The sequence below is a fragment of the Serratia sp. LTN-2 genome, assembly GCF_059740205.1.
On record NZ_JCAXDO010000007.1, the window covers coordinates 195667 to 217024 of the forward strand.

Genomic DNA, 21358 nt, shown 5'->3' on the forward strand with positions numbered 1-21358 from the left:
GGAAGAGGGGAACGGGTTAGCGGATGCCGAAGTAGCCGTCGCTGAGCAACACCGTCAGCGGCTGCTCCAGCGCCACCAGGTCGCCGTCAGCCAGATCGACGCCGACGTCGCGCAGCGCCTGCAGCGTTACCGGCTGATGCGCCGGCCCGGCGAGCGTTTGCGCCTTGATCCGATGCGCCGCGCCGTTGAGCATCGACACCATCAGCTCATCCATCTGGTTGCAGTGCACGTTGGTGATAAAGCGTTCATCGATGCGAATGATGTCGATCTTCTGATCGCTCAGCTCATCGAAGGCATTGATGTTATGCCCGAAACCGTTGACGATCAGCCGGCAGCCCCGCTGCTGCAGGCCACGGAGAAACGCCCGGCACTGCGCGGCGTGTTCCAGCACCACGGCCTCATCGACGCTAAACAGCAGCGCCTGCGGCGGCAGCGACGAAGCGCGCACCGTTTCCGTCAGGTAGTGCTGGAAGTCGGCGCTCAGCAGGCTGTCGGTGGCCAGCGGCAGCGCGAGCGACAGCCCTTTGCGTTTGATGTCGTCAGCGTGCTTCACCAGCAGCTGTGCGACCGTCCAGCGGTCGATGTCCGGCATCAGACCATACAGCTGCGCGGCGGCGATGAACGCCTCGTGCGGCAACGGCCGATCGTCCGGCGCCATCACCTGCAGCTTCACCTGGTGGAACGCGGCCGACAGCGGCGTCGCCGGCGGCGCGACCGCGCGGGTCAACAGCCGCAACTGCCCCTCGCTGACGATCGCCTGCACCTCCTGCGGGTTCAGCAACTCATGTTGCCGCTCCAGCAGCTGTTTTTGTCGCGTTTCGTACAGATAAACCTGGCCGCGCCCGTGGTGTTTGGCGGTATAGCAGGCGATATCGGCCTGCGCCAACAGTTCGCTGCTTTTGGCGTCGCCGTCGATGCGGGTGATGCCAGCGCTGGCGCCGACGCGATAAATCTTCCCTTCCCAATAGAACGGGTGCTGGCTGATTTGGTTGACCACCTGCTGCATCAGCGATTTGGCCTGCTCCAGCCGGCAGTCGAACAAGATCAGACCAAACTCGTCGCCGCCCAAACGCGCCAGGCAGTCGCTGCCGCGCAGTTGGTGCCGCATCAGCTGGGCGATATCCCGCAGCAAGGCATCGCCCGCCGCGTGGCCGGCGGTGTCGTTCACCGCCTTGAACCGATCCAGATCGAGGAACACCAGCGAATGCGGCGACGACGGTTCCCCGCCGGCGACGATCGCTGCCTTCAGCTGTTTCTCGAAGCGGGTGCGGTTCGGCAGGCCGGTCAGCGCGTCGTGCGAGGCGCTGTAGCTGAGCTTTTTCATCAGTTCGCGCGAAGCGGTGACGTCCTGCAGCACCATGACCGCGCCCATGGTTTCGCCGTCGAGGGTTTTGAGCGGTGAGGCCGACTGCTGCACGTCGAAATAACGTCCGTCGCGGCTGTGCAGCACCAGTGCGTAATCCGCCGGCCACTGGCGCGGATATTGCGTGAGGTTTTCGATTTCCGGGCCTTCTTTGCCGTTGGTCAGGCGCACCACGCCAGCGACGGGCATGCCGATCGCCAGGTCGAGCGGCCAGCCGCACATCTGCTCAGCCACCGGGTTCATAAAGGTGATGCGCTGGTGGCTGTCGGTGGAGATCACCCCTTCGCCGATGGCGTCGAGGGTAATGTGCAGCCGCTCTTTCTCTTCGTGCAGCGCCTCGGCGAGGCTCTTGAGTTCGGTCATGTCGATATTGGTGCCGATCAGGCGCAGCGGGCGGCCCTGGTCGTCGAGGATCACGTTGCCCTGACCACGAATATGGCGCAGTTTGCCGCTGCGCGTGATGATGCGAAATTCCATGACGAACGGCCGCGGCTGCGCCAGGATCTCGGCCAGTTCACGGTCGGTGCGATCGCGATCCTCCGGCACCAGCAGGGTGCGCCACAGCGCCAGCGTCGGCGCTTGGTCAGGGCTGAGATCGTAGAGTTCGAACATGCGCTGATCCCAGGTGAAGTTTTCCTGGTTCATCACCCATTCCCAGATGCCGACGCCGCCCACCTGGTTGGCCAGCGTAATGCGCTCCACCAGCCGGTTGTTCTCCGCCTCGCTGCGTTTGAGGCCGCTGATGTCTTCCACCTGGGAGATGAAGTACAGCGGCTGGCCCTCGGCGTCGCGCACCAGCGATACCGCCAGCAGCGCCCAAACGGTCTGACCGTCGCTGCGGATATAACGTTTCTCCATGGTATAGCTGCTGATATGGCCGTCGAGCAGATCGTGCAACTGGCTCAGATCGGCGTTGAGGTCGTCCGGATGGGTGATCGCCTGGAACGTCAGGCGATGCAGTCGTTCGGGCGTGTAGCCGAGCAGTTTGCACAGCGCCTGATTGACCTGCAGCCATTTCCCTTCCGGCGACACCAGCGCCATGCCGATGGCGGAATACTCCAGCGCGCTGCGAAAGCGGCTTTCGCTCTCGACGATGTGCTGTTTCTCCACCCGGAAGGTGTGCATCACCATCGCCATCGCATGCGCCGGCACCAGGATCAGCAGCATTGGCAGATAGAGGCCGAGATCGCCAAGGCGGCTATTGGCGGTCTGAAAATGCGCCAGCCCCAGAGAAATCATCACGGTGATCAGCAAAATAGTGCAAAAGCAGACGGTAAACGCCTCGAAGCGCGGCAGGGCGATAGCCGCCCACAGCAGGGGCAGGATGACGAAGGTGAACGGGAACGGCAGGTAGATTAACGCCAGATAGCTGAAGACCAGCGTGAGCATCAGCGTCAGCAATAGCGGGTAGAGGTTTAACGTCGCCAGCGTGCGGCGGCGATAGCTGAGGCCGAGCGGCGCCAGCGACAGTACGCCGATCGCCTCGGAAATGAACCAGGTGCCGAAAGGCTGCCAAAATGGCTGGTCTGGCGCCGGCGCCGCAACGGTGGCCAGCAATGCGCTGAACAGCGGGGTAAAAATCACCGCGCACACCACGAAGCGTAGCCAACTGCTCAGATCGCTCAGCGGATCGCTCGCCGGCAGCGATCGGCGCAGCAACTGGGCGCAAACCGCCGCCTCCAACAGATTGATGGCGGCCAGTTTGACGGGCAGGATACTGATGCCGAGCAGCGCGAAGCTGGCCAGCACGATGCCCAGACCGCTGGCCAGCAGCGGCAGGCCCCAATGGCGGGGAGGATGCCGGTACAGCACCGCGATGGCGGCGGCGGTTGGGAACCACAGCGGCGTAAAATGATGCGCTTCGCTGGACAGCGACAGGCTCAGCAAGGCGAGCAGAAACGTCGCCAGCGCCACCAGCAGGGAATGCGTCAGCATGGTGCCTTTGTGTGTGCCGAAATAGCTCGGTGCGCTGATATCCATAGACATCCCTACCGGTGGGGCCTCTGTCAGTAATTGATTCATCACATGGATGAATTAAGGCGATTTATTGGCAAAGGGTAGTACAGCGCGCGAGGAAAACCTACCGGGAAGGCCGACTTTACTGCGTTAACGCAAGCCCGGCGACAGAATGGCGAAAAAGCCGGCGCGGAGCCGGCTTTTAGCGTATTACAGCAAGAACAGGGTGGCGAGGCCAAGGAAGATGAAGAAGCCGCCGGTATCGGTCAGCGCGGTGATGAGCACGCTCGAGCCGACCGCCGGATCGCGGCCCATCTTGAGCATGGTCATCGGGATCACCACGCCCATCAGCGCCGCCAGCAGCAGATTGAGCAGCATCGCCAGCGTCATCACGCCGCCCATCGCCGCGTCGCCATACAGCAACCAGGTGATCACGCCCATGATGCCGCCCCACACCACGCCGTTGATGATGGCCACCCCCAGCTCTCTGAGCATCAGGCGCGAGATGTTGCCGACTTCGATCTGGTGCAGCGCCAGCGCGCGCACGATCATGGTGATGGTCTGGTTGCCGGTGTTGCCGCCGATGCCGGCGACGATCGGCATCAGCGCCGCCAGCGCCACCAGTTGGGAAATGGTGTGTTCGAACAGGCCGATCACTCGCGAGGCGACGAACGCGGTGCAAAGGTTGATCGCCAACCACGCCCAGCGGGTCTTGACCGCTTTGCTGACCGGGGCGAACACGTCTTCTTCCGGGCTCAAACCGCCCATGCGGCGCAGATTGGTATCGCTCTCTTCGTTGACGGCGTCGACGATCTCTTCGATGGTCAAACGGCCCATCAGTTTGCCCTTGGCGTCAACCACCGGGGCGCTGATCAGGTCGTAGCGTTCGAACGCGCCGGCCGCTTCATCGGCCTTGTCTTCGGGCTGAAAGGTGGCGGGATCGCTGTCCATCACCTCGCGCACCGGGATCTCCGGGTCATTCAGCAGCACCGCAGTGAGCGGCAGCTCGCCCAGCAGGGTGTTTTTGCGGTCGGTGACGAACAGTTTATCGGTGGCATCGGGAATGGTTTTGCGCATGCGCAAAAAGCGGTGCACCGCGCCGAGCGTAACGTCCGGCCGCACCGTCACCAGTTCGAAATCCATCATCCAGCCGACGCTGTCTTTGGCGTATTGGCTCATCTCGCGCACCTGGGCGCGCTGCTCCGGCTCCAGCGAGGTCAGCAGCCGGCCCATCAGGTTACGCGGCAGGTATTGCGCCAGATAGGCCTGTTCGTCGACGTCCAGCGTTTTGATCGCTTTGAGCAGGTCTTTGTCGCTCATCTCCTCGATCAGGCTGTCCCAGACCGGTTCGGCGACTTCCACCAGCGTCTGGCCGCGCTTGCTGTTGCCCACCAGCCGCCACAGCGCCATGCGCTCGTCCTGCGGCAAGGCTTCCAGCAGGTCCGCCAGGTCGGCAGCGTGCATGTCGTCCAGCAGGCCGGTAATTTCCGCCGTCTGGTTCAGCAGTTCGCTTTGGCTGAGGGCGTGTTCATCCCCTGGCCGGCCGAGGATGCCGTCGACCAATTCCTTATTGTTCAACAGCAAAGTGAGAATGCGCTGGCGATGTTCAGCGACTTTTTTGACGTTATGGGTTGCGGCTGACATGGTGTTCCTTAACGGGCGCTCGGCGTTCCTGACGCAGGCTCATTAAAAGATAGAGCATAGCGAGTGCCGGAGTCATTTTTATGAAACGGACGGGGCGCGGCGGTTATTCAGAGGAGGCGTCCTGTTGCGGCGCGCTGACTTCGGCGGCGTTTTGCGCAGCGGCCTGCTTTTTTTCCTGATGATGAGGCACCGCCACCACGGCGGCGTACAGCAGTCGGCCGACTAAAATGATAAAGCTGATAAACAACACTATCTTCGTCATCTGTCCGGTGGTTTTCTTGCGCATATATCACTCGGTATGCCGGTGTCCTGTGTTATTCGCTCGAGAATTTGTAACCGGATTTTAGGCGCTGATGACAAAAGTTGTCCATTTTTTTCCGGCGTGCGGCGTGGCGTATTAGGGTTTCGTTTAGGTTGGCGGGGCGAAGGCGGAAAGAAAAACCCCCTGTCTGGCAGGGGGCGGGGGATCAGGCGGAGCGCTGTTCGTCTTGCGAACCTTCTTCGTCGATCAGCAGCTTCCAGCCGACGACGTCGTTCCAGTAGGCCTGCTCGCGTTCGAAATCCAGCTGCACCAGGTTGTTCTGCGCCAGGTAGCCGGCCGGGAAGCGCAGCGTCCAGTGGTTGTCGTCGGTGGTCAGACGCAGCGTTTCCGGCGTGGTGGTCGACTGACGCTGGTTGTTGAGCAGGGTGCTCAGACGCAGCAGCTGGATCAGCGGCAGGTAGTGTTTCTTCTTGAACAGGTTGAGGCGCGGCAGCTCTTCCAGCTTGATCGCCTTGCGGTGGAAGCGCACCAGCGCCGCCAGCAGCAGCTGCTGTTCCTGGTTAAAGCCAGGCAGGTTGGAGTTTTGCAGAATGTAGGCCGAATGGCGGTGCATGCCGCTGTGGTTGATGCTCAGCCCCACCTCGTGCAACATGGCGGCCCATTTCAGCAGGGCCTCCAGCTGTGGATGCGCCAGCTTGGTGTTTTGCGCCATCCACTGCGAGTAGAGCAGCTCGGTGGTTTCCAGCACCCGCTTGGCCTGCTCGCGGTCGATGTTGTAGTGATCGGCCAGGCTTTTGGCGGTGCGGCTGCGGATGTCCTGGTGGCGGAAACGGCCTTCCATTTCATACAGCACGCCTTCGCGCAGCGCGCCGTCGGACAGGCGCAGATCGCGGATCGCCAGCGCGTCGAACACGCCGCACAGGATAGCCAGCCCCGGCACGAATACCGACTGGCGATCTTCCGACAGCCCCGGCAGGCTCAGCGAACTGAAGCTTTTAAACTGCAGCACCTGCTCGGCGAGCATTTCCAGACGCTCCAGGGTGATAAGACCGTCTTTTTCCCCCATCGCGACCAGCACTTCATGGGCGGCCTTGATGGTGCCCGAGGCGCCCAGCGCATACTGCCAGCCCTGAATGCGGTACTGCCAGGCCAGCGTTTCCAGCTTCTGCGCCGCCGCCAAGCGCGCGCGGCGGAAGTTGTTTTTGCTGATCTCGCCGCCCGGGAAGAACAGCTGGGCGAAGCTGACGCAGCCCATGCGGCGGCTTTCCGCCAGCAGCGGCTCGAAGTCTTCGCCGATCACCAGCTCGGTGGAGCCGCCGCCGATGTCGATTACCAGCTTGCGGCCTTTCTCCGGCTGAGTGTGCTCCACGCCCATGAAGATCAGACGCGCCTCTTCCTGGCCGGCGATGATTTCGATCGGGTAGGGGATCACTTTGGCTGCGCGCTTGAGGAACACTTCGGCGTTCACCGCCTGACGCAGGGTGTGGGTCCCGACGATGGTGACGTTATCCGCCGGGAAGCCCTGCAGCCGCTCGGCAAACAGTGCCAGGCAGGCCAGGCCGCGTTCTATCGCCTCTTCACTGAGTACGTTGTTGCTGTCCAATCCGTCGGCGAGATGCACCCGCTGTTTTAAACGGCCCAATACCTGTAAGGCGCCGTTGACGACGCGGGCGATCACCATGTGGAAACTGTTCGACCCGAGGTCGATGGCGGCGATTTCCTGCGGTTTGTTCGTTGCAGTGTTTTTTAGCGGCATAGTTGCTGGCCTACTGTCCTGGTTGTTCCAGAGCTTTTAAGTACTCGTAAATAGCCACCTGGGCGCGCACTTTGCGGCGATTGCCGCGCGGCACGTACTGGTTGCTCAGTTCTTTATCCACATAGCGGGCTTTGACCGTATCGCTGAACAGGATCTCCAGAATGTCCAGAACGCGCTGTTTCAGCGCCGGATCCAGCAGCGATACCGCCACTTCGATACGGTAATCTATGTTGCGGGTCATCCAGTCGGCGGAGGACAGATACACCCGTTTGTCACCTTTATTGTCGAAAACGTAAACCCGATCGTGTTCCAAAAAGCGATCGACGATGCTGATCACCTGAATATTGTCGCTGATCCCCGGCAGGTTGGGAATCAGGGAACACATGCCGCGCACCAGCAGGCGGATCTTCACGCCGGCGCCGGACGCGGTATATAACCGATCTACCAGCCCTTTATCCACCAGATTATTTATTTTCAACATAATGCCGGCCTGTTCCCCGGCCTGGGCGTTGGCGATTTCGTTGTCGATCAGCTCATACAGCTTCAGGCGCGAGTTCTGCGGCGACACCATCAGGTTGTCGAAGGTGACCGGCCGGTAGGGGTTCTCGATAAAGTTGAATACCCGGCGCACCTCGTTGGTGATGCGTGAGTCGGCGGTCAACAGCGAATAGTCGGTGTAGATGCGCGCGGTTTTTTCGTTAAAGTTGCCGGTACCGATATGAGCATAGCGCACAATTTCATCGCCTTCACGGCGCGAAATCAGGAACAGTTTGGCGTGGATTTTCAGCCCCGGCGCCGAGAAGATTACGTGCACGCCGGCTTCGGTCAGGCGTTTCGCCCAGTGGATATTGGCCTCTTCGTCGAAGCGCGCCTGCAGCTCGACCACCACCGTGACCTTTTTGCCGTTGTGCGCGGCGTGGATCATCGATTCGATGATGCGCGAATCTTTCGCCACCCGGTAGATGTTGATCTTGATAGCCAACACGCTCGGATCGAACGATGCCTGGCGCAGCAGCTCCAGCACGTGTTCGAAGGTGTGATACGGGTAGTAGAGCAGCACGTCCTTTTCGCGAATGGCGTCGAAGCCGTTGCGGAAACCGTCGAACCAGATGTGGCGCAGGCGCGGCAGCGGCTTGTTGACCAGATTGGCCTTGCCGACGTTCGGGAAACTGATGAAATCTTTGAAATTGTGGTAGCGGCCGCCGGCGATCACCGAATCGTAGTTGGAGATGCCCAGCTTGCCGCGCAGCAGTTCCACCATTTCATTCGGCATGTCGCGCTGATAAACGAAGCGCACCGGCTCGGCGGTCAGGCGTTGTTTCAGGCTGGAAGACATCAGTTCCAGCAGGCTGGATTCCATTTCGGTCACCAGATCGTACTCTGCGTCGCGGGTCATCTTCATCGAATAGGCGTTGAGCGCGTCGTAGTCGAAGAAGCCCTTGAAAATATCGTCCAGGCAGTAGCGCAGAATGTTGTCGAGCAGGATCATCGGCTTGCGGCGGCGCGGCGCTTCCGGCGGCAGATTGACGAAGCGCGGCACCTTGTCGGACGGGATTTCCAGCAGCGCATAGTCGATGCGCGCCCCGCGAATGATCTCCACCGCCAGGTAGGTGTAATCGTCTTTCAGGAACTGCACCAGATTGGTGTCGTGGTTGATCAGGATCGGCGTGATGTGTTGGCGCAGATGCTGCTTGAAATATTGCCGCAGCCAGATTTGCTGGTTTTCGGACACCTGGCGTTCGTTGATCAGGAAGATCTGATTGCGCGCCATTTCCAGCAGCAGATCGTTATACAGGCCATCGAACTCCTGATCGGTTTTCAGCACCTTGGCCTGGATCTTTTTCAGCAGGTGGCGTGAGGCGCCGGCGGAGCCTTGCTCTTCACTGATCAGGATGCGCCGTTTGAGATCGGCGAAGCGGACTTTATAGAACTCGTCGAGGTTGTTGGAGTAAATGCCCAGAAAACGCATACGTTCAATCAGGGGATTGCTCTTATCTGCGGCTTCCTGCAACACGCGTTCATTAAAGGATAACCAGCTTAGTTCTTTTTCGATGTAGAGCTTTTCCTGACCCATTGCCACTCCAGTTCAATTTTAGAATAGGATCCGGGACGCAGCGCCCGGATGCCGCTCTAGTGTCCTTCATCATTATTGCGAGAGATTGACAGGAAAGTCCAACATATCCATTGCGTTGGCGCGCGGTGTTTTTCGGCGGCAATAAATTTTCGTTGAGGCGGGACGCGCAACGGCGATGTGAACAGCATGAAATGATGGTTAGCTGGCTTATTTTTGGCGTTATCAAGCGTGTTAATGGTCATTTTTTAGCAATATATCAACGTCATATTGTCTGTTTGCAGTGTAAAAAACCTGAATTGTGCCGGATAACTTTGTCATGCAAACGTCATAAAACTGACATAAGATGCCCGGTTATCTTACGGCGCAAGCCCGATTACTTCAGCGACAGCGAGAGACATGACACAGACGACGGCAAATCAACATCCCCGAGATCGCCTGCGCGGGCGCATCGACCGTGGCGTGCAGGCGGCAGTGACCGCCAGCGGGCTGATGGTGTTGATGACGTTGATGCTGATCTTCGTTTATCTGCTGTTTGCCGTGCTGCCGCTGTTCAAACCGGCCTCGCTCGGCCAGGCGCAGCCGCTGCCGATCGCAGTGTCGGCCCCGGCGTTGGCGCTGGGTATGGACGTACAGCAGCGCGTGGGTTATCGCATCGACGCGCAGGGCGCGGGGCAGTTTTATCGCCTGACGCCGAGACAGGGCGAGCAGGCTCAGACGCCGCTGGCGCAGCAAACTCTGCTGGCCAAACCGGCGCTGCTCGCGCAGGCTGCCGGTGAGCGCGAGCTGTTTGCGCTGGCGCAGGCCGACGGCCGGTTGGTGGTGGCGCGCGCGGATTTCGCCACGGCGGAAAATGGTCGGCCGCAGTGGCTGTTCCCGCTCGGGCAACAGCCGTTGGCGCTGGATCCGCAGCGTAAGTCGCTGAAGCTGTTATCGTTGGCGGATGCGCATCGCGGGCAGTACCTGCTGGCCGGGGTGACCGACGATCGGCGCCTGGTATTCGGCCGCTTCAGCCCCGATCGGCCGCCGCAGTTCAGCGAGCGCCCGCTGGAGCAAGGCGGAGAGCAACTGGTGCTGACGCCGGATGGCCGCCAGCTATACCTGCTGACCGGCAACCGGTTGGCGCGTTATGAAATCGACGGCGCGCAGCTGCAGCTGCGTGAAACGCGCACCTTGGGCGAACATGCTCCGTATCAAATGACGGCGCTGCCCGGCGGCAGCGCGCTGCTGATCAAGGGTGCCGACGGCAATCTGCGCGAGTGGTTCGAGGTGGAAAAAGATCGGCGCTGGCGCCTGACGCCGGTGCAGCATTTCGACCACGGCGCCGACGGGCAAGAGCTGACGGTAGCCGAGCCTTACCGCCGGGTGTTCGCCACCCTGCGGCCCGATGGCGGTTTCTCGCTATTTTCCACCATTCAACCGCAGCCGCTGCTGAATACGCGTTTGGGCGCCGAGGTGCGGCAGATGGCGTTCGCGCCGCGCGGCGATGGCCTGCTGCTGGAGAGCGACAAGGGCTGGCAGCGCTATGCGCTCGACAACCCGTACCCGGACGTCACCTGGCGTTCGCTGTGGGGCAAGGTGTGGTATGAGAATTACCCGCAGCCGGCCTACGTCTGGCAGTCGACCTCCGGCGAAGACAGCTACCAACCCAAATTCAGCCTGATGCCGGTGATCTTCGGCACCTTCAAGGCGGCGGCTTACGCGATGCTGTTCGCCATTCCGCTGGCATTGGCCGGCGCCATCTATACCGCTTACTTTATGACGCCGGGGTTGCGGCGGGTGATCAAACCGGCCATCGAAGTAATGGGCGCGCTGCCGACGGTGGTGATCGGCCTGGTGGCCGGCATTTGGCTGGCGCCGATCATCGAGCAGTATCTGTTGGCGGTGCTGGCGTTGCCGCTGCTGTTGGCGGCGGCGGTGCTGCTGTGCGGCGCGTTGACTCATCGCCTGATGCCGCGCTGTCGGCCGGGCGTCGATCTGCTGCTGCTGTTGCCGCTGCTGGCGTTGACGGTGTGGCTGGCGTTCAGCCTGGGGCCGTGGCTGGAGGTAGCGCTGTTCGGCGAGCCGCTGCACTTCTGGTTGGGAGATAATTACGATCAGCGCAATGCGCTGGTGGTGGGCGTGGCGATGGGCTTCGCGCTGGTGCCGATCATCTTCTCGCTGGCGGAGGACGCGTTGTTCAGCGTGCCAGCCACCTTGAGCCAGGGCTCGCTGGCTCTGGGCGCCACTCAATGGCAGACGGTGATCAAGGTGGTGCTGCCTTCCGCCAGCGCCGGCATTTTCTCCGCGCTGATGATCGGCTTTGGCCGCGCGGTGGGGGAAACCATGATCGTGCTGATGGCCACCGGCAACACGCCGATCATTGACGGCAGCCTGTTCCAGGGGCTGCGGGCGCTGGCGGCCAACATCGCCATCGAGATGCCGGAGGCGGTTTCCGGCAGCAGCCATTACCGCGTGCTGTTCCTGACCGCGCTGGTGCTGTTTGTCTTCACCTTCGTGTTCAACACGCTGGCGGAGGCGGTGCGCCTGCGGCTGCGCAAACGCTACACGCCGAATCAGGAGGCGCCATGAAGAACTGGGTGAAGAGCGGGTCGCCGTGGATATGGCTGACCGCCGGTTCGGTCGCCGTCAGCCTGTTGGCGCTGATCGGCATCCTGCTGCTGCTGGCCGGGCAAGGGATGCGCTATTTCTGGCCGAGCCCGGTCTATCAGTTTGAGCTGAATCAGAACGGCGCCGGGCCGGTGACGGTGATCGGCGAGCTGTATCAGCAGCAAAGCATTTCGCGCCGCCAGCTGACGGAGGCGGGCGTGACGCCACCGGGCGAGGCGCAGAACGTCGAGCGTTACCTGATCAAAGTCGGCAACCGCGAGCGCGAGGGGCAAGATTTCCGCACTTTGCTGGCCAGCGATATCCGCAGCCAGAGCACGCCCCGCAGCCTGCTGGTGCTGGAGCGCGACAGCCACGGCACCGCCTACGGCTATCTGGCGGGGCTGCTGGAGGATGGGCAACCGCTGACCGGCCGCAATCTGGGGCAGGCGTTGCAGCAGCGGCTGCCGCAGATCGCCGCGCTCTCGCGCCAGGCGCATGACATTCAATTCCGCGATATGGCGCGCATCAATCAACAGTTTGACGCGCTGCGGCTGCGGGAAAAGCGTTTGCAGCGCGACGATAAGCTGGACGCCCGCGCGCAGGACGGCATCAAGGCCGAGCGGCTGGAGCTGCAGCGGCAGTACCAGCAGCTGTCCGAACGCCTGGCGGGGCTGAACCGCGATCGCCAGCGTGACGCGCTGCTGTTGCGCGACATGCACGGCCAGACGTTGACCATTCCGCTCAGCCAGGTGCGCGATGCCTGGTACCCGAACGCCATGAGCACCACCGAGAAACTGGCGCACTGGGGCGATCAGGTGAAGAAGTTCCTCACCGACAGCCCGCGCGAGGCGAACACCGAAGGCGGGGTGTTCCCGGCCATTTTCGGCACGGTGTTGATGGTGATCCTGATGTCGATAGTGGTGATGCCGTTTGGCGTAATTGCGGCGGTATATCTTCACGAATATGCCGGCAACAATCTGCTGACGCGGGTGATCCGCATCGCGGTGGTCAACCTGGCCGGCGTACCTTCGATCGTCTACGGCGTTTTTGGCCTCGGCTTTTTTGTTTACATGATTGGCGGCACGCTCGATCAGCTGTTCTATCCTGAGTCCTTGCCCAACCCGACCTTCGGTACGCCCGGCGTGCTGTGGGCGGCGCTGACGCTGGCGCTGCTGACGCTGCCGGTGGTGATCGTCGCCACCGAGGAAGGGCTGTCGCGCATTCCCACCTCGCTGCGGCAGGGCTCGATGGCGCTGGGCGCCAGCCGGGCCGAGACGCTGTGGCGCATCGTGCTGCCGATGGCGGCACCGGCGATGATGACCGGCTTGATTCTGGCGGTGGCGCGCGCCGCCGGGGAAACGGCGCCGCTGATGCTGGTGGGGGTAGTTAAATCGGTGCCGGTGCTGCCGGTGGACGAGATTTTCCCGTATCTGCACCTGGAGCGGAAGTTTATGCACCTGAGCTTCCAGATCTACGATATGGCGTTCCAGAGCCCGAGCGTAGAGGCGGCGCGGCCTCTGGTGTTCGCCACCGCTTTCCTGCTGGTGACGATCGTGGTGAGTTTGAATCTGGCGGCGATGGGCATCCGCCATTCGTTGAGGGAGCGGTACCGAGCATGGTCGCAGTAACAATGACGCTATTTTTGGGGAGTGCGTAATGGGTTTGATGACGCCAGGCAGTTTGCCCCGGCTGGATGTCCAGCATCTCGACGATGAACAGACCGCATTGGCGGTCAACGGCCTGAACCTGTTTTATGGCGACAAACAGGTGCTGCACGATATTTCGCTGCGCATCCCGAAACACCGGGTGACGGCGCTGATCGGCCCTTCGGGCTGCGGTAAATCGACGCTGCTGCGCTGTTTCAACCGCATGAACGATCTGGTGGACAACTGCCGGATCGAGGGCGATCTGCAGCTGAACGGCGCGGCGATCTCCGGCGCGCAGATCGACGTAGCGGCGCTGCGGCGGCGAGTGGGCATGGTGTTCCAGCGGCCGAACCCGTTCCCGAAATCGATCTATGAAAACGTGGTGTACGGCCTGCGGCTGCAGGGCGTGCGCGACCGGCGCTTGCTGGATGAAGCGGTGGAGCGTTCGCTGCGCGCCGCCGCGCTGTGGCATGAGGTGAAGGACCGGCTGCGCGAAAATGCGTTCCGCTTGTCCAGCGGCCAGCAGCAGCGCCTGGTGATCGCGCGCGCCATTGCCATCGAGCCGGAGGTGTTGCTGCTCGACGAGCCGACCTCGGCGCTGGATCCGATCTCCACGCTGACCATTGAGGAACTGATTTCGGCGCTGAAACAGCGCTACAGCGTGGTGCTGGTGACGCACAACATGCAGCAGGCGGCGCGGGTTTCCGACTACACTGCCTTTATTCATCAGGGCCGGCTGGTGGAGTACAACGACACCGACGCGATTTTCACCTCGCCGCGCCAGCGCCGCACCGAGGATTATATTACCGGGCGGTATGGGTGAGGGATGAGCGACGGAGGTTTTTGATCTCCGTCGCTTGGAATTACCGATATAGCCAGACTGCGCCTGTAATTCTATCTCGCAGGCGCATTAAGGAGGTAAAGATTAATATGTGGCGTAAAGCCTATTGTCACTGAATTTGCCTTCTTTATTTTTCATTATGCAGAATCCGATAAATTTGCTGCGATTTATTATCAACCACAATCTATGTTGCCAGTGATGACCAACAGTATGGATAGCTTACTGTTTATGTAGGGAACGGCTGCTGTGGACTCGGAGGATCAGCATTATGAGTGTAGGCGACCTTTACCCGTAACCCGCAGCACCACCCCCACCAGCAGCAACGCAGCGCCCGAGGCATAGAGCGGGAACCAGCGCGTCCACCAGAGCGGGGAAAACAGCGGGGTGTTATTGGGATCTGCAGGGGCGTAACCGCTATAGGTATTCAGACCGGCGGCGATGGCGAGCATCGTCAGGCCGATAAAAAGCAGCAGGTTTGAGACGGTTGTCATGGTATTTTTCCTTTGTAGAGGCAGAGGGTAACTCTTACTATCACTATTAATTATTGTTCGATTAATTATCTCGGGAAATATTATTTATTTCCGTATTCATCAGGCTATTTCCTGGCGATAAAATAGCATGCCTTAATACTAGCCACTTATTTCACAATAAAAAACCCACCTGGGCGGGTTTTCACTTTTTTCTCGCTAAGCGTCACTTCACCAGCGGCTTATCATTGGGTGTTTTGAACTTCGCCAGATATTGCGGCTGGAAAATGCACATGCGCAGCACGGTGCGGTATTCGCCGTTGACGAAGAACTCGTCGATCAGCTCGCCTTCCACGTTGAAGCCCAGCTTGCTGTAGATGTGGATCGCCTTCGGGTTCTCCTTGTCGACGATCAGGTACAGCTTGTACAGATTCAGCACCGAGAAGCCGTAGTCCATTGCCAGGCGGGCGGCGGTGCTGGCGTAACCTTTGCCCTGGTGGGCGGGATCGATGATGATCTGGAACTCAGCGCGGCGGTGGATGTGATCGATCTCCACCAGTTCCACCAGGCCGACCTTGGCGCCTTCGTGCTCGATGATAAAGCGACGCTCGCTCTGATCGTGGATGTGTTTGTCGTAGAGATCGGAAAGCTCGACAAAGGCTTCGTAGGGTTCTTCAAACCAATAGCGCATAACGCTGGCGTTGTTGTCCATCTGGTGGACGAACGACAGATCGTCCCGTTCCAATGGGCGTAACCTGACGCTGGCAGTGCTGGACATGTGGGCTCCTCTGTGCCGTGAAATTGTGCAAAGTATAACGTCCCGGGAAGGGGGAAGGCGAAAAAAAACGGCGCCGCACGGGCGCCGTTTAGGCAAGGTTCAGGCTGCGCGCATCAGTCGGCGGCGTGACCCTGCTCAGGCAGGCGTTCGCCGTCCAGCCAGGCGGCGCCATCGCGCATCGCCAGGCGGCCGTCGACGAACCAGCTCACTACCAGTGGATAGATCGTGTGTTCCTGGGTTTGCACCCGTTCAACCACGTCATCCTCTTCATCGTCAGCGAAAATCGGCACCTTGGCCTGCAAGATCACCGGGCCGCCGTCGAGCTGTTCGGTCACGAAGTGCACCGAGGTGCCGTGTTCGCTGTCGCCGTTGTCGATGGCCTGACGATGCGTATGCAGCCCTGGGTATTTCGGCAGCAGGGAAGGGTGGATGTTCAGCATGCGGCCGGCATAACGCTGCACGAACTGCGGGCTGAGGATGCGCATATAACCGGCCAGCACCACCAGATCGGGCTGATGTTGGTCGATAGCGTCCGCCAGCGCGGCGTCGAACGCCGCGCGATCGGCGTAAGCCTTGGCATCCAGCGCCTGGGCGGCGATGCCCGCCGCTTCGGCGCGTTGCAGGCCGTAAGCCTGCGCCTTGTTGCTGAACACCGCCACGATTTCGGCGGCGATGCGGCCCTGCTGGCAGGCGTCAATCAGCGCCTGGAGATTGCTCCCCTGGCCGGAGACCAACACCACGATCTTTTTCATCAGTTGATGACCACTTGTTGTTCGTCGGAAGAGGCGGTCAGTTTACCGATTTTCCACGCTTTTTCACCTGCCGCGGTCAGCAGCGTGATGGCCGCTTCCACTTCGGCTTCCGGCAGGGCGATAACCATGCCTACGCCGCAGTTGAAGGTGCGGTACATTTCATGACGGCTGACGTTGCCGGCCTGCTGCAGCCAGGTGAACACCGCCGGCCACTGCCAGCTGGCTTCGTCGATCACCGCCTGCATGCCTTCCGGCAGCACGCGCGGAATGTTTTCCCAGAAGCCGCCGCCGGTGAGGTGAGCGATGGCGTGGACGTCCGCCTTCTCGATCAGCTCCAGCACGGACTTCACGTAAATCTTGGTCGGTGCCAGCAGGTGGTCGGCCAGCGGCTTGCCTTCCAGCTGGGTGGCGGTCGGATCGGTGTTGCTCACTTCCAGGATCTTGCGCACCAGCGAGTAACCGTTGGAGTGCGGGCCGGAAGCGCCCAGAGCGATCAGCGCGTCGCCGGACTGCACTTTGCTGCCGTCGATGATCTCGGATTTTTCGACCACGCCGACGCAGAAACCGGCCACGTCGTAGTCTTCGCCGTGGTACATGCCCGGCATTTCAGCGGTTTCGCCGCCCACCAACGCACAGCCGGACTGTTTGCAGCCTTCGGCGATGCCGGTGATCACGCTGGCCGCAGTGTCTACGTCCAGTTTGCCGGTGGCGTAGTAGTCGAGGAAGAACAGCGGCTCGGCGCCCTGAACCACCAGATCGTTGACGCACATCGCCACCAGATCGATGCCGATAGTGTCGTGGCGTTTCAGATCCATCGCCAGACGCAGCTTGGTGCCCACGCCGTCGGTACCGGAAACCAGCACCGGCTCGCGGTATTTCTGCGGCAACGCACACAGGGCGCCAAACCCGCCCAGACCGCCCATCACTTCCGGGCGACGGGTCTGTTTAACTACACCTTTGATGCGGTCTACCAATGCGTTGCCTGCATCGATATCGACACCTGCGTCTTTATAGCTGAGAGAGGTTTTGTCGGTCACTGCGCGATTCCCCACGACGATTTGCGGTTTGAAAACTGTGCTTCCGATGTTGATTCCGGAATAAGGCGCGGCAATTCTAACAGCGCAGGCAAACGTTTGCGAGCGGCTTGTGAACCGGCTCCGCTTTTTCGTCATCTATACTGATATTCAAACTTTTGTTGATCCCGATCGGGCTATTGTGGGTGGCGCGGCGAAAAAAAGGAGGTATAATCCCGCGATTTTTTTGGCCGCAACCACCTTAATAGGAGAAAAATGATGAAGATCGTTGAGGTGAAACACCCGCTGGTAAAACACAAGCTTGGCCTGATGCGCGAAAATGACATCAGCACCAAACGCTTCCGTGAGCTGGCCTCAGAAGTGGGTAGTTTACTGACCTATGAAGCGACCGCCGATCTGGAGACGGAAAAAGTCACCATCGAAGGCTGGTGCGGGCCAGTTGAAGTGGAACAGATCAAAGGGAAAAAGATTACCGTGGTGCCTATCCTGCGCGCAGGCCTGGGCATGATGGAAGGGGTGCTGGAGCACGTGCCGAGCGCGCGCATCAGCGTGGTGGGCGTTTACCGCGACGAAGAAACCCTGGAGCCGGTGCCGTACTTCCAGAAGCTGGTTTCCAACATCGAAGAGCGCATGGCGCTGGTCGTCGACCCGATGCTGGCCACCGGCGGTTCGATGATCGCCACTATCGATCTGCTGAAAAAAGCCGGCTGCCACAGCATCAAGGTGCTGGTGCTGGTGGCGGCGCCGGAAGGCATCGCCGCGCTGGAGAAAGCGCACCCGGACGTTGAGCTGTACACCGCTTCCATCGATCAGTGCCTGAACGACAAGGGCTACATCGTGCCTGGCCTGGGCGATGCGGGCGACAAGATATTTGGTACCAAGTAAACATTTGAGCCGACTTAACGAGTCGGCTTTTTTATGCTCTTCGTCCTTCAAGCTACAGCGTTGTTGGCTGCAGGCAATAACCCCAGTCACTTATTTGATATAAGCTCCTGGGGATTATTGCCCTGGCCGCCTGGCTGTAACCTGAAATCCATTGAGCATAGACAATTCAGCTTGCATAACGATTAATGACTCAGAGGAAAAGCACACATGACCCGTCGCGCCATCGGCGTCAGCGAGCGCCCGCCGCTGCTCCAGACCATTCCGCTCAGCTTCCAGCACCTGTTCGCCATGTTCGGCGCCACCGTGCTGGTGCCTATCTTGTTCAAGATCAACCCGGCGACCGTACTGCTGTTCAACGGTATCGGCACGCTGCTGTATCTGTTCATCTGTAAAGGCAAGATCCCGGCCTATCTCGGTTCCAGCTTCGCGTTTATCTCGCCGGTGCTGCTGCTGTTGCCGCTCGGTTACGAAGTGGCGTTGGGCGGTTTCATCATGTGCGGCGTGCTGTTCTGCCTGGTGGCGCTGATCGTGAAAAAGGCCGGCACCGGCTGGCTGGACGTGATGTTCCCGCCAGCGGCGATGGGGGCGATCGTTGCCGTCATCGGCCTGGAGTTGGCGGGCGTGGCGGCCAACATGGCGGGGCTGCTGCCGGCGGAAGGCGCCAGCGCCGACTCGACCACCATCACCATTTCTCTGGTGACGCTGGCGGTCACGGTGCTCGGCTCGGTGCTGTTCCGCGGCTTCCTGGCGATTATTCCGATCCTGATCGGCGTGCTGGTGGGCTATGCGCTGTCGTTCTTCATGGGCGTGGTGGATTTGACCCCGATCCGCGAGGCGCACTGGTTCGCACTGCCGACCTTCTACACCCCGCGCTTTGAGTGGTTCGCCATCTTCACCATCCTCCCGGCGGCGCTGGTGGTGATCGCCGAGCACGTCGGGCATCTGGTGGTGACCGCCAACATTGTGAAAAAAGATCTGATCCGCGATCCGGGACTGCACCGCTCGATGTTCGCCAACGGCATCTCGACGGTATTCTCCGGTTTCTTCGGCTCCACGCCGAACACCACCTACGGCGAGAACATCGGCGTGATGGCCATCACCAAGGTTTACAGCACCTGGGTGATCGGCGGCGCGGCGGTGTTGGCTATCCTGCTGTCTTGCATCGGCAAGCTGGCGGCGGCGATCCAGGCGGTGCCGGTGCCGGTGATGGGCGGCGTTTCCCTGCTGCTGTACGGCGTGATCGGCGCCTCGGGCATTCGCGTGCTGATCGAATCCAAAGTGGATTACAACAAAGCGCAAAACCTGATTTTGACCTCGGTGATCCTGATCATCGGCGTGAGCGGCGCCAAGGTGCATATCGGCGCGGCGGAGCTGAAAGGCATGGCGCTGGCGACCATCGTCGGCATCGGCCTGAGCCTGCTGTTCAAGGTCATCAGCCTGTTCCGCAAGGAAGAAGAGGTGCTTGACGCGCCGGACGAACCGGCCGAGCAGAAGTAACGAAAAGGGCAGCCCGTGGGCTGCCCTTTTGATAGGTCATTCGCCTTAGCTGCGAATTTTGCGGTACACGAACAGCACCACGATGGCGCCGATGACCGCCACCACGAAGCTGCCGAAGTTGAAGCCGTCAACCTTGCCGTAGCCGAAGAAGGTGCTGATATAGCCGCCGACCACGGCGCCGACGATCCCCAGCACAACGGTCAGGATAAAGCCGCCGCCGTCTTTGCCGGGCATGATCCACTTAGCCAAAATACCGGCGATCAGGCCGAAGATAATCCAGGAAATAATCCCCATTTACTGCTCCTCTCTTGGTGGCTGAGTATGGCTTACTGCTGGGTGGCCGGCTGTGTATTGCCGTTCACCGCCGCATCGGTCTCTTGTTTCAACTCTTGCGCTTTGTTTTCGGCGCTGTTCTTGATGGCTTCGGTTTTCGCCTTGGCCTGCTCGGTCAGATCGTTGGCGCCGTTGATGGCGTCATTCTTGATGGCCTTGGCCTGATCCACCAACTGCTGGCTCTGCTTGCCGGCGTCATCTTTGAGCGCGGCGGCTTTGGCCTTGGCGTCGTTGGTGATGGCGTCCGCTTGCTTGGCGGCTTCATCTTTAATCGCCGAGGCTTTGTCCTTCAGCTGGTCAGCCTGCGTGGCGGCCTCTTTTTTGATTTCATCCGCCGTCGCTTTTGCCTTGTCCGTCAGATCGTCCGCTTTTTTCTGGGCGGCGTCTTTCATCTGCTCGGCACTGTCTTTGGCTTTATCTAGGTTGGCGTCAACCTTGGAGGAGTCATCACAGCCGGCAACCAACAACCCGATAAAGGAGGCTAACAGCACTTTATTCCATACTTTCATCGTCTATATCCTTGCAGAAACCTTGTTGATGGTGATTGCGTTTTGCCTACCTATACTAGGTCAGGTTTTACTTAAATTACAAATTTAACCTGCGTAGGCATGGGGTTAGGGTTTGATATCAGACTATTCTTGCCGGTGAGGGAGCCGCAATCGATTAAACGACGCTAAGGCATTGCTCACTATTGCGGCATAAGATCCTGCCGGTTCAACAGCGACCGTTTTCTGTGTTAAACTGCCCGCGTTTTTCTGCCAGTTTTGGTTGAGGTGCTTCTCTGAATACGCCGGCACAGCTTTCACTGCCACTTTATCTTCCCGATGATGAAACTTTCGCCAGTTTTTATCCGGGCGAGAACCCATCCCTATTAGCCGCGATCCAATCCGCCGTCCGTCAGGAACATGGCAGCTATATCTATTTTTGGTCGCGTGAAGGCGGCGGGCGCAGCCATTTGCTGCATGCGGCCTGCGCCGAGCTTTCGCAGAAAGGGGAAGCGGTGGGCTATGTGCCGCTCGACAAGCGCGCTTACTTCGTGCCTGAAGTGTTGGACGGCATGGAGCAGCTGGCGCTGGTCTGCATCGATAACATCGAGTGCATCGCCGGCGATGAAGAGTGGGAGATGGCGATCTTCAACCTCTATAACCGCATTCTGGAAACCGGCCGCACCCGTCTGTTCATCACCGGGGATCGCCCGCCGCGCCAACTGAACCTGCGTTTGCCGGATCTGGCTTCGCGTCTGGACTGGGGGCAGATCTACAAGCTGCAGCCGCTGTCGGACGAAGAGAAACTGCTGGCGCTGCAGCTGCGCGGCAAGCTGCGCGGCTTCGAGCTGCCGGAAGACGTGGGTCGCTTCCTGCTGAAGCGGCTGGATCGCGAGATGCGCACGCTGTTTATGACCCTCGATCAGCTCGATCGCGCCTCGATCACCGCCCAGCGCAAGCTGACCATCCCGTTCGTTAAAGAGATTCTGGGGCTGTAAC

The 21358-nt window shown here is 60.2% G+C and carries 17 protein-coding genes; 6 read left to right on the forward strand and 11 right to left on the reverse strand.

The genetic code is table 11. The features are described 5' to 3' along the window. Positions 1-16 precede the first annotated feature (16 nt). The 5 genes from AC6BYQ_RS15835 to ppk1 form a co-directional block, all read right to left on the reverse strand. The gene (locus AC6BYQ_RS15835; protein WP_498057193.1) at positions 17-3343 is read right to left on the reverse strand and encodes a diguanylate cyclase; all 3327 of its coding nucleotides are present in this window, start codon (positions 3341-3343) and stop codon (positions 17-19) included. A 186-nt stretch (positions 3344-3529) separates the two neighbouring features. Then, complete coding sequence (gene mgtE, locus AC6BYQ_RS15840; protein WP_063919865.1) at positions 3530-4963, reverse strand: magnesium transporter; 1434 nt, start codon at positions 4961-4963, stop codon at positions 3530-3532. Between the two features lie 103 nt (positions 4964-5066). Further along, positions 5067-5249 carry a YfgG family protein gene (locus tag AC6BYQ_RS15845; RefSeq protein WP_004941600.1) on the reverse strand — a complete coding sequence of 61 codons (183 nt, stop codon included), beginning with the start codon at positions 5247-5249 and terminating at the stop codon, positions 5067-5069. A 181-nt stretch (positions 5250-5430) separates the two neighbouring features. Then, entirely contained in the window at positions 5431-6981 is a 1551-nt protein-coding gene (gene ppx, locus AC6BYQ_RS15850) for an exopolyphosphatase (RefSeq protein WP_019452418.1), read from the reverse strand. 10 nt (positions 6982-6991) lie between these two features. After that, the gene (ppk1, locus tag AC6BYQ_RS15855; RefSeq protein ID WP_033648827.1) at positions 6992-9055 is read right to left on the reverse strand and encodes a polyphosphate kinase 1; all 2064 of its coding nucleotides are present in this window, start codon (positions 9053-9055) and stop codon (positions 6992-6994) included. 396 nt (positions 9056-9451) lie between these two features. Between ppk1 and AC6BYQ_RS15860 the strand changes: the two genes are divergently transcribed. From AC6BYQ_RS15860 to pstB, 3 genes are read left to right on the forward strand one after another with little or no spacing between them, the layout of a single operon-like run. Then, on the forward strand, positions 9452-11623 hold the full coding sequence (locus AC6BYQ_RS15860; protein WP_498057194.1) for an ABC transporter permease subunit: 2172 nt from the start codon (positions 9452-9454) through the stop codon (positions 11621-11623). Then, entirely contained in the window at positions 11620-13269 is a 1650-nt protein-coding gene (pstA, locus tag AC6BYQ_RS15865) for a phosphate ABC transporter permease PstA (protein ID WP_019452421.1), read from the forward strand. Before AC6BYQ_RS15860 ends, pstA begins: the two co-directional genes overlap by 4 nt. Before the next feature lie 28 nt (positions 13270-13297). After that, on the forward strand, positions 13298-14110 hold the full coding sequence (pstB, locus tag AC6BYQ_RS15870) for a phosphate ABC transporter ATP-binding protein PstB (RefSeq protein WP_019452422.1): 813 nt from the start codon (positions 13298-13300) through the stop codon (positions 14108-14110). A 284-nt stretch (positions 14111-14394) separates the two neighbouring features. On the opposite strand, the gene AC6BYQ_RS15875 is transcribed toward pstB, so the two are convergent. From AC6BYQ_RS15875 to purM, 4 genes are all read right to left on the reverse strand, one after another. Then, positions 14395-14619: a hypothetical protein gene (locus AC6BYQ_RS15875; protein ID WP_498057195.1), complete on the reverse strand. Its 225-nt coding sequence runs from the start codon at positions 14617-14619 to the stop codon at positions 14395-14397. Between the two features lie 202 nt (positions 14620-14821). Next, positions 14822-15373 carry a spermidine N1-acetyltransferase gene (gene speG, locus AC6BYQ_RS15880; protein WP_004941631.1) on the reverse strand — a complete coding sequence of 184 codons (552 nt, stop codon included), beginning with the start codon at positions 15371-15373 and terminating at the stop codon, positions 14822-14824. A gap of 113 nt (positions 15374-15486) precedes the next feature. Next, the gene (purN, locus tag AC6BYQ_RS15885; RefSeq protein WP_063990481.1) at positions 15487-16125 is read right to left on the reverse strand and encodes a phosphoribosylglycinamide formyltransferase; all 639 of its coding nucleotides are present in this window, start codon (positions 16123-16125) and stop codon (positions 15487-15489) included. Further along, entirely contained in the window at positions 16125-17162 is a 1038-nt protein-coding gene (gene purM / locus AC6BYQ_RS15890; protein ID WP_197668226.1) for a phosphoribosylformylglycinamidine cyclo-ligase, read from the reverse strand. The genes purN and purM overlap by 1 nt, the downstream gene beginning before the upstream one ends. 255 nt (positions 17163-17417) lie before the next feature. Between purM and upp the strand changes: the two genes are divergently transcribed. Both upp and uraA read left to right on the forward strand, forming a co-directional pair. Beyond that, positions 17418-18044 carry a uracil phosphoribosyltransferase gene (upp, locus tag AC6BYQ_RS15895; RefSeq protein ID WP_038873707.1) on the forward strand — a complete coding sequence of 209 codons (627 nt, stop codon included), beginning with the start codon at positions 17418-17420 and terminating at the stop codon, positions 18042-18044. Positions 18045-18251: 207 nt separating this feature from the next. Beyond that, entirely contained in the window at positions 18252-19541 is a 1290-nt protein-coding gene (gene uraA / locus AC6BYQ_RS15900) for a uracil permease (protein ID WP_004941645.1), read from the forward strand. Positions 19542-19586: 45 nt separating this feature from the next. Here the strand turns inward: uraA and AC6BYQ_RS15905 are convergent, their stop codons facing one another. Then, a complete protein-coding gene (locus tag AC6BYQ_RS15905; RefSeq protein WP_004941647.1) occupies positions 19587-19835 on the reverse strand; it encodes a GlsB/YeaQ/YmgE family stress response membrane protein in 249 nt (82 codons plus the stop codon). Between the two features lie 32 nt (positions 19836-19867). Further along, positions 19868-20383 (reverse strand): E3 ubiquitin--protein ligase, encoded by a 516-nt coding sequence (locus AC6BYQ_RS15910; RefSeq protein WP_154747545.1) that lies wholly within the window; start codon positions 20381-20383, stop codon positions 19868-19870. Between the two features lie 272 nt (positions 20384-20655). On the opposite strand from AC6BYQ_RS15910, the gene hda reads away from it, so the two are divergent. After that, a complete protein-coding gene (hda, locus tag AC6BYQ_RS15915) occupies positions 20656-21357 on the forward strand; it encodes a DnaA inactivator Hda (RefSeq protein WP_025159568.1) in 702 nt (233 codons plus the stop codon). Position 21358 lies beyond the last annotated feature (1 nt).

Excerpts from the sequence above, each read along its gene's own strand:
- AC6BYQ_RS15835 (WP_498057193.1), bottom strand. The coding sequence starts at position 3,343 with ATGGATATCAGCGCACCGAGCTATTTCGGCACACACAAAGGCACCATG.
- pstB (WP_019452422.1), top strand. The coding sequence starts at position 13,298 with ATGGGTTTGATGACGCCAGGCAGTTTGCCCCGGCTGGATGTCCAGCAT.
- mgtE (WP_063919865.1), bottom strand. The coding sequence starts at position 4,963 with ATGTCAGCCGCAACCCATAACGTCAAAAAAGTCGCTGAACATCGCCAG.
- AC6BYQ_RS15910 (WP_154747545.1), bottom strand. The coding sequence starts at position 20,383 with ATGAAAGTATGGAATAAAGTGCTGTTAGCCTCCTTTATCGGGTTGTTG.
- pstA (WP_019452421.1), top strand. The coding sequence starts at position 11,620 with ATGAAGAACTGGGTGAAGAGCGGGTCGCCGTGGATATGGCTGACCGCC.
- AC6BYQ_RS15860 (WP_498057194.1), top strand. The coding sequence starts at position 9,452 with ATGACACAGACGACGGCAAATCAACATCCCCGAGATCGCCTGCGCGGG.
- AC6BYQ_RS15845 (WP_004941600.1), bottom strand. The coding sequence starts at position 5,249 with ATGCGCAAGAAAACCACCGGACAGATGACGAAGATAGTGTTGTTTATC.
- AC6BYQ_RS15905 (WP_004941647.1), bottom strand. The coding sequence starts at position 19,835 with ATGGGGATTATTTCCTGGATTATCTTCGGCCTGATCGCCGGTATTTTG.
- AC6BYQ_RS15875 (WP_498057195.1), bottom strand. The coding sequence starts at position 14,619 with ATGACAACCGTCTCAAACCTGCTGCTTTTTATCGGCCTGACGATGCTC.
- ppk1 (WP_033648827.1), bottom strand. The coding sequence starts at position 9,055 with ATGGGTCAGGAAAAGCTCTACATCGAAAAAGAACTAAGCTGGTTATCC.
- uraA (WP_004941645.1), top strand. The coding sequence starts at position 18,252 with ATGACCCGTCGCGCCATCGGCGTCAGCGAGCGCCCGCCGCTGCTCCAG.
- upp (WP_038873707.1), top strand. The coding sequence starts at position 17,418 with ATGAAGATCGTTGAGGTGAAACACCCGCTGGTAAAACACAAGCTTGGC.
- purN (WP_063990481.1), bottom strand. The coding sequence starts at position 16,125 with ATGAAAAAGATCGTGGTGTTGGTCTCCGGCCAGGGGAGCAATCTCCAG.
- speG (WP_004941631.1), bottom strand. The coding sequence starts at position 15,373 with ATGTCCAGCACTGCCAGCGTCAGGTTACGCCCATTGGAACGGGACGAT.
- ppx (WP_019452418.1), bottom strand. The coding sequence starts at position 6,981 with ATGCCGCTAAAAAACACTGCAACGAACAAACCGCAGGAAATCGCCGCC.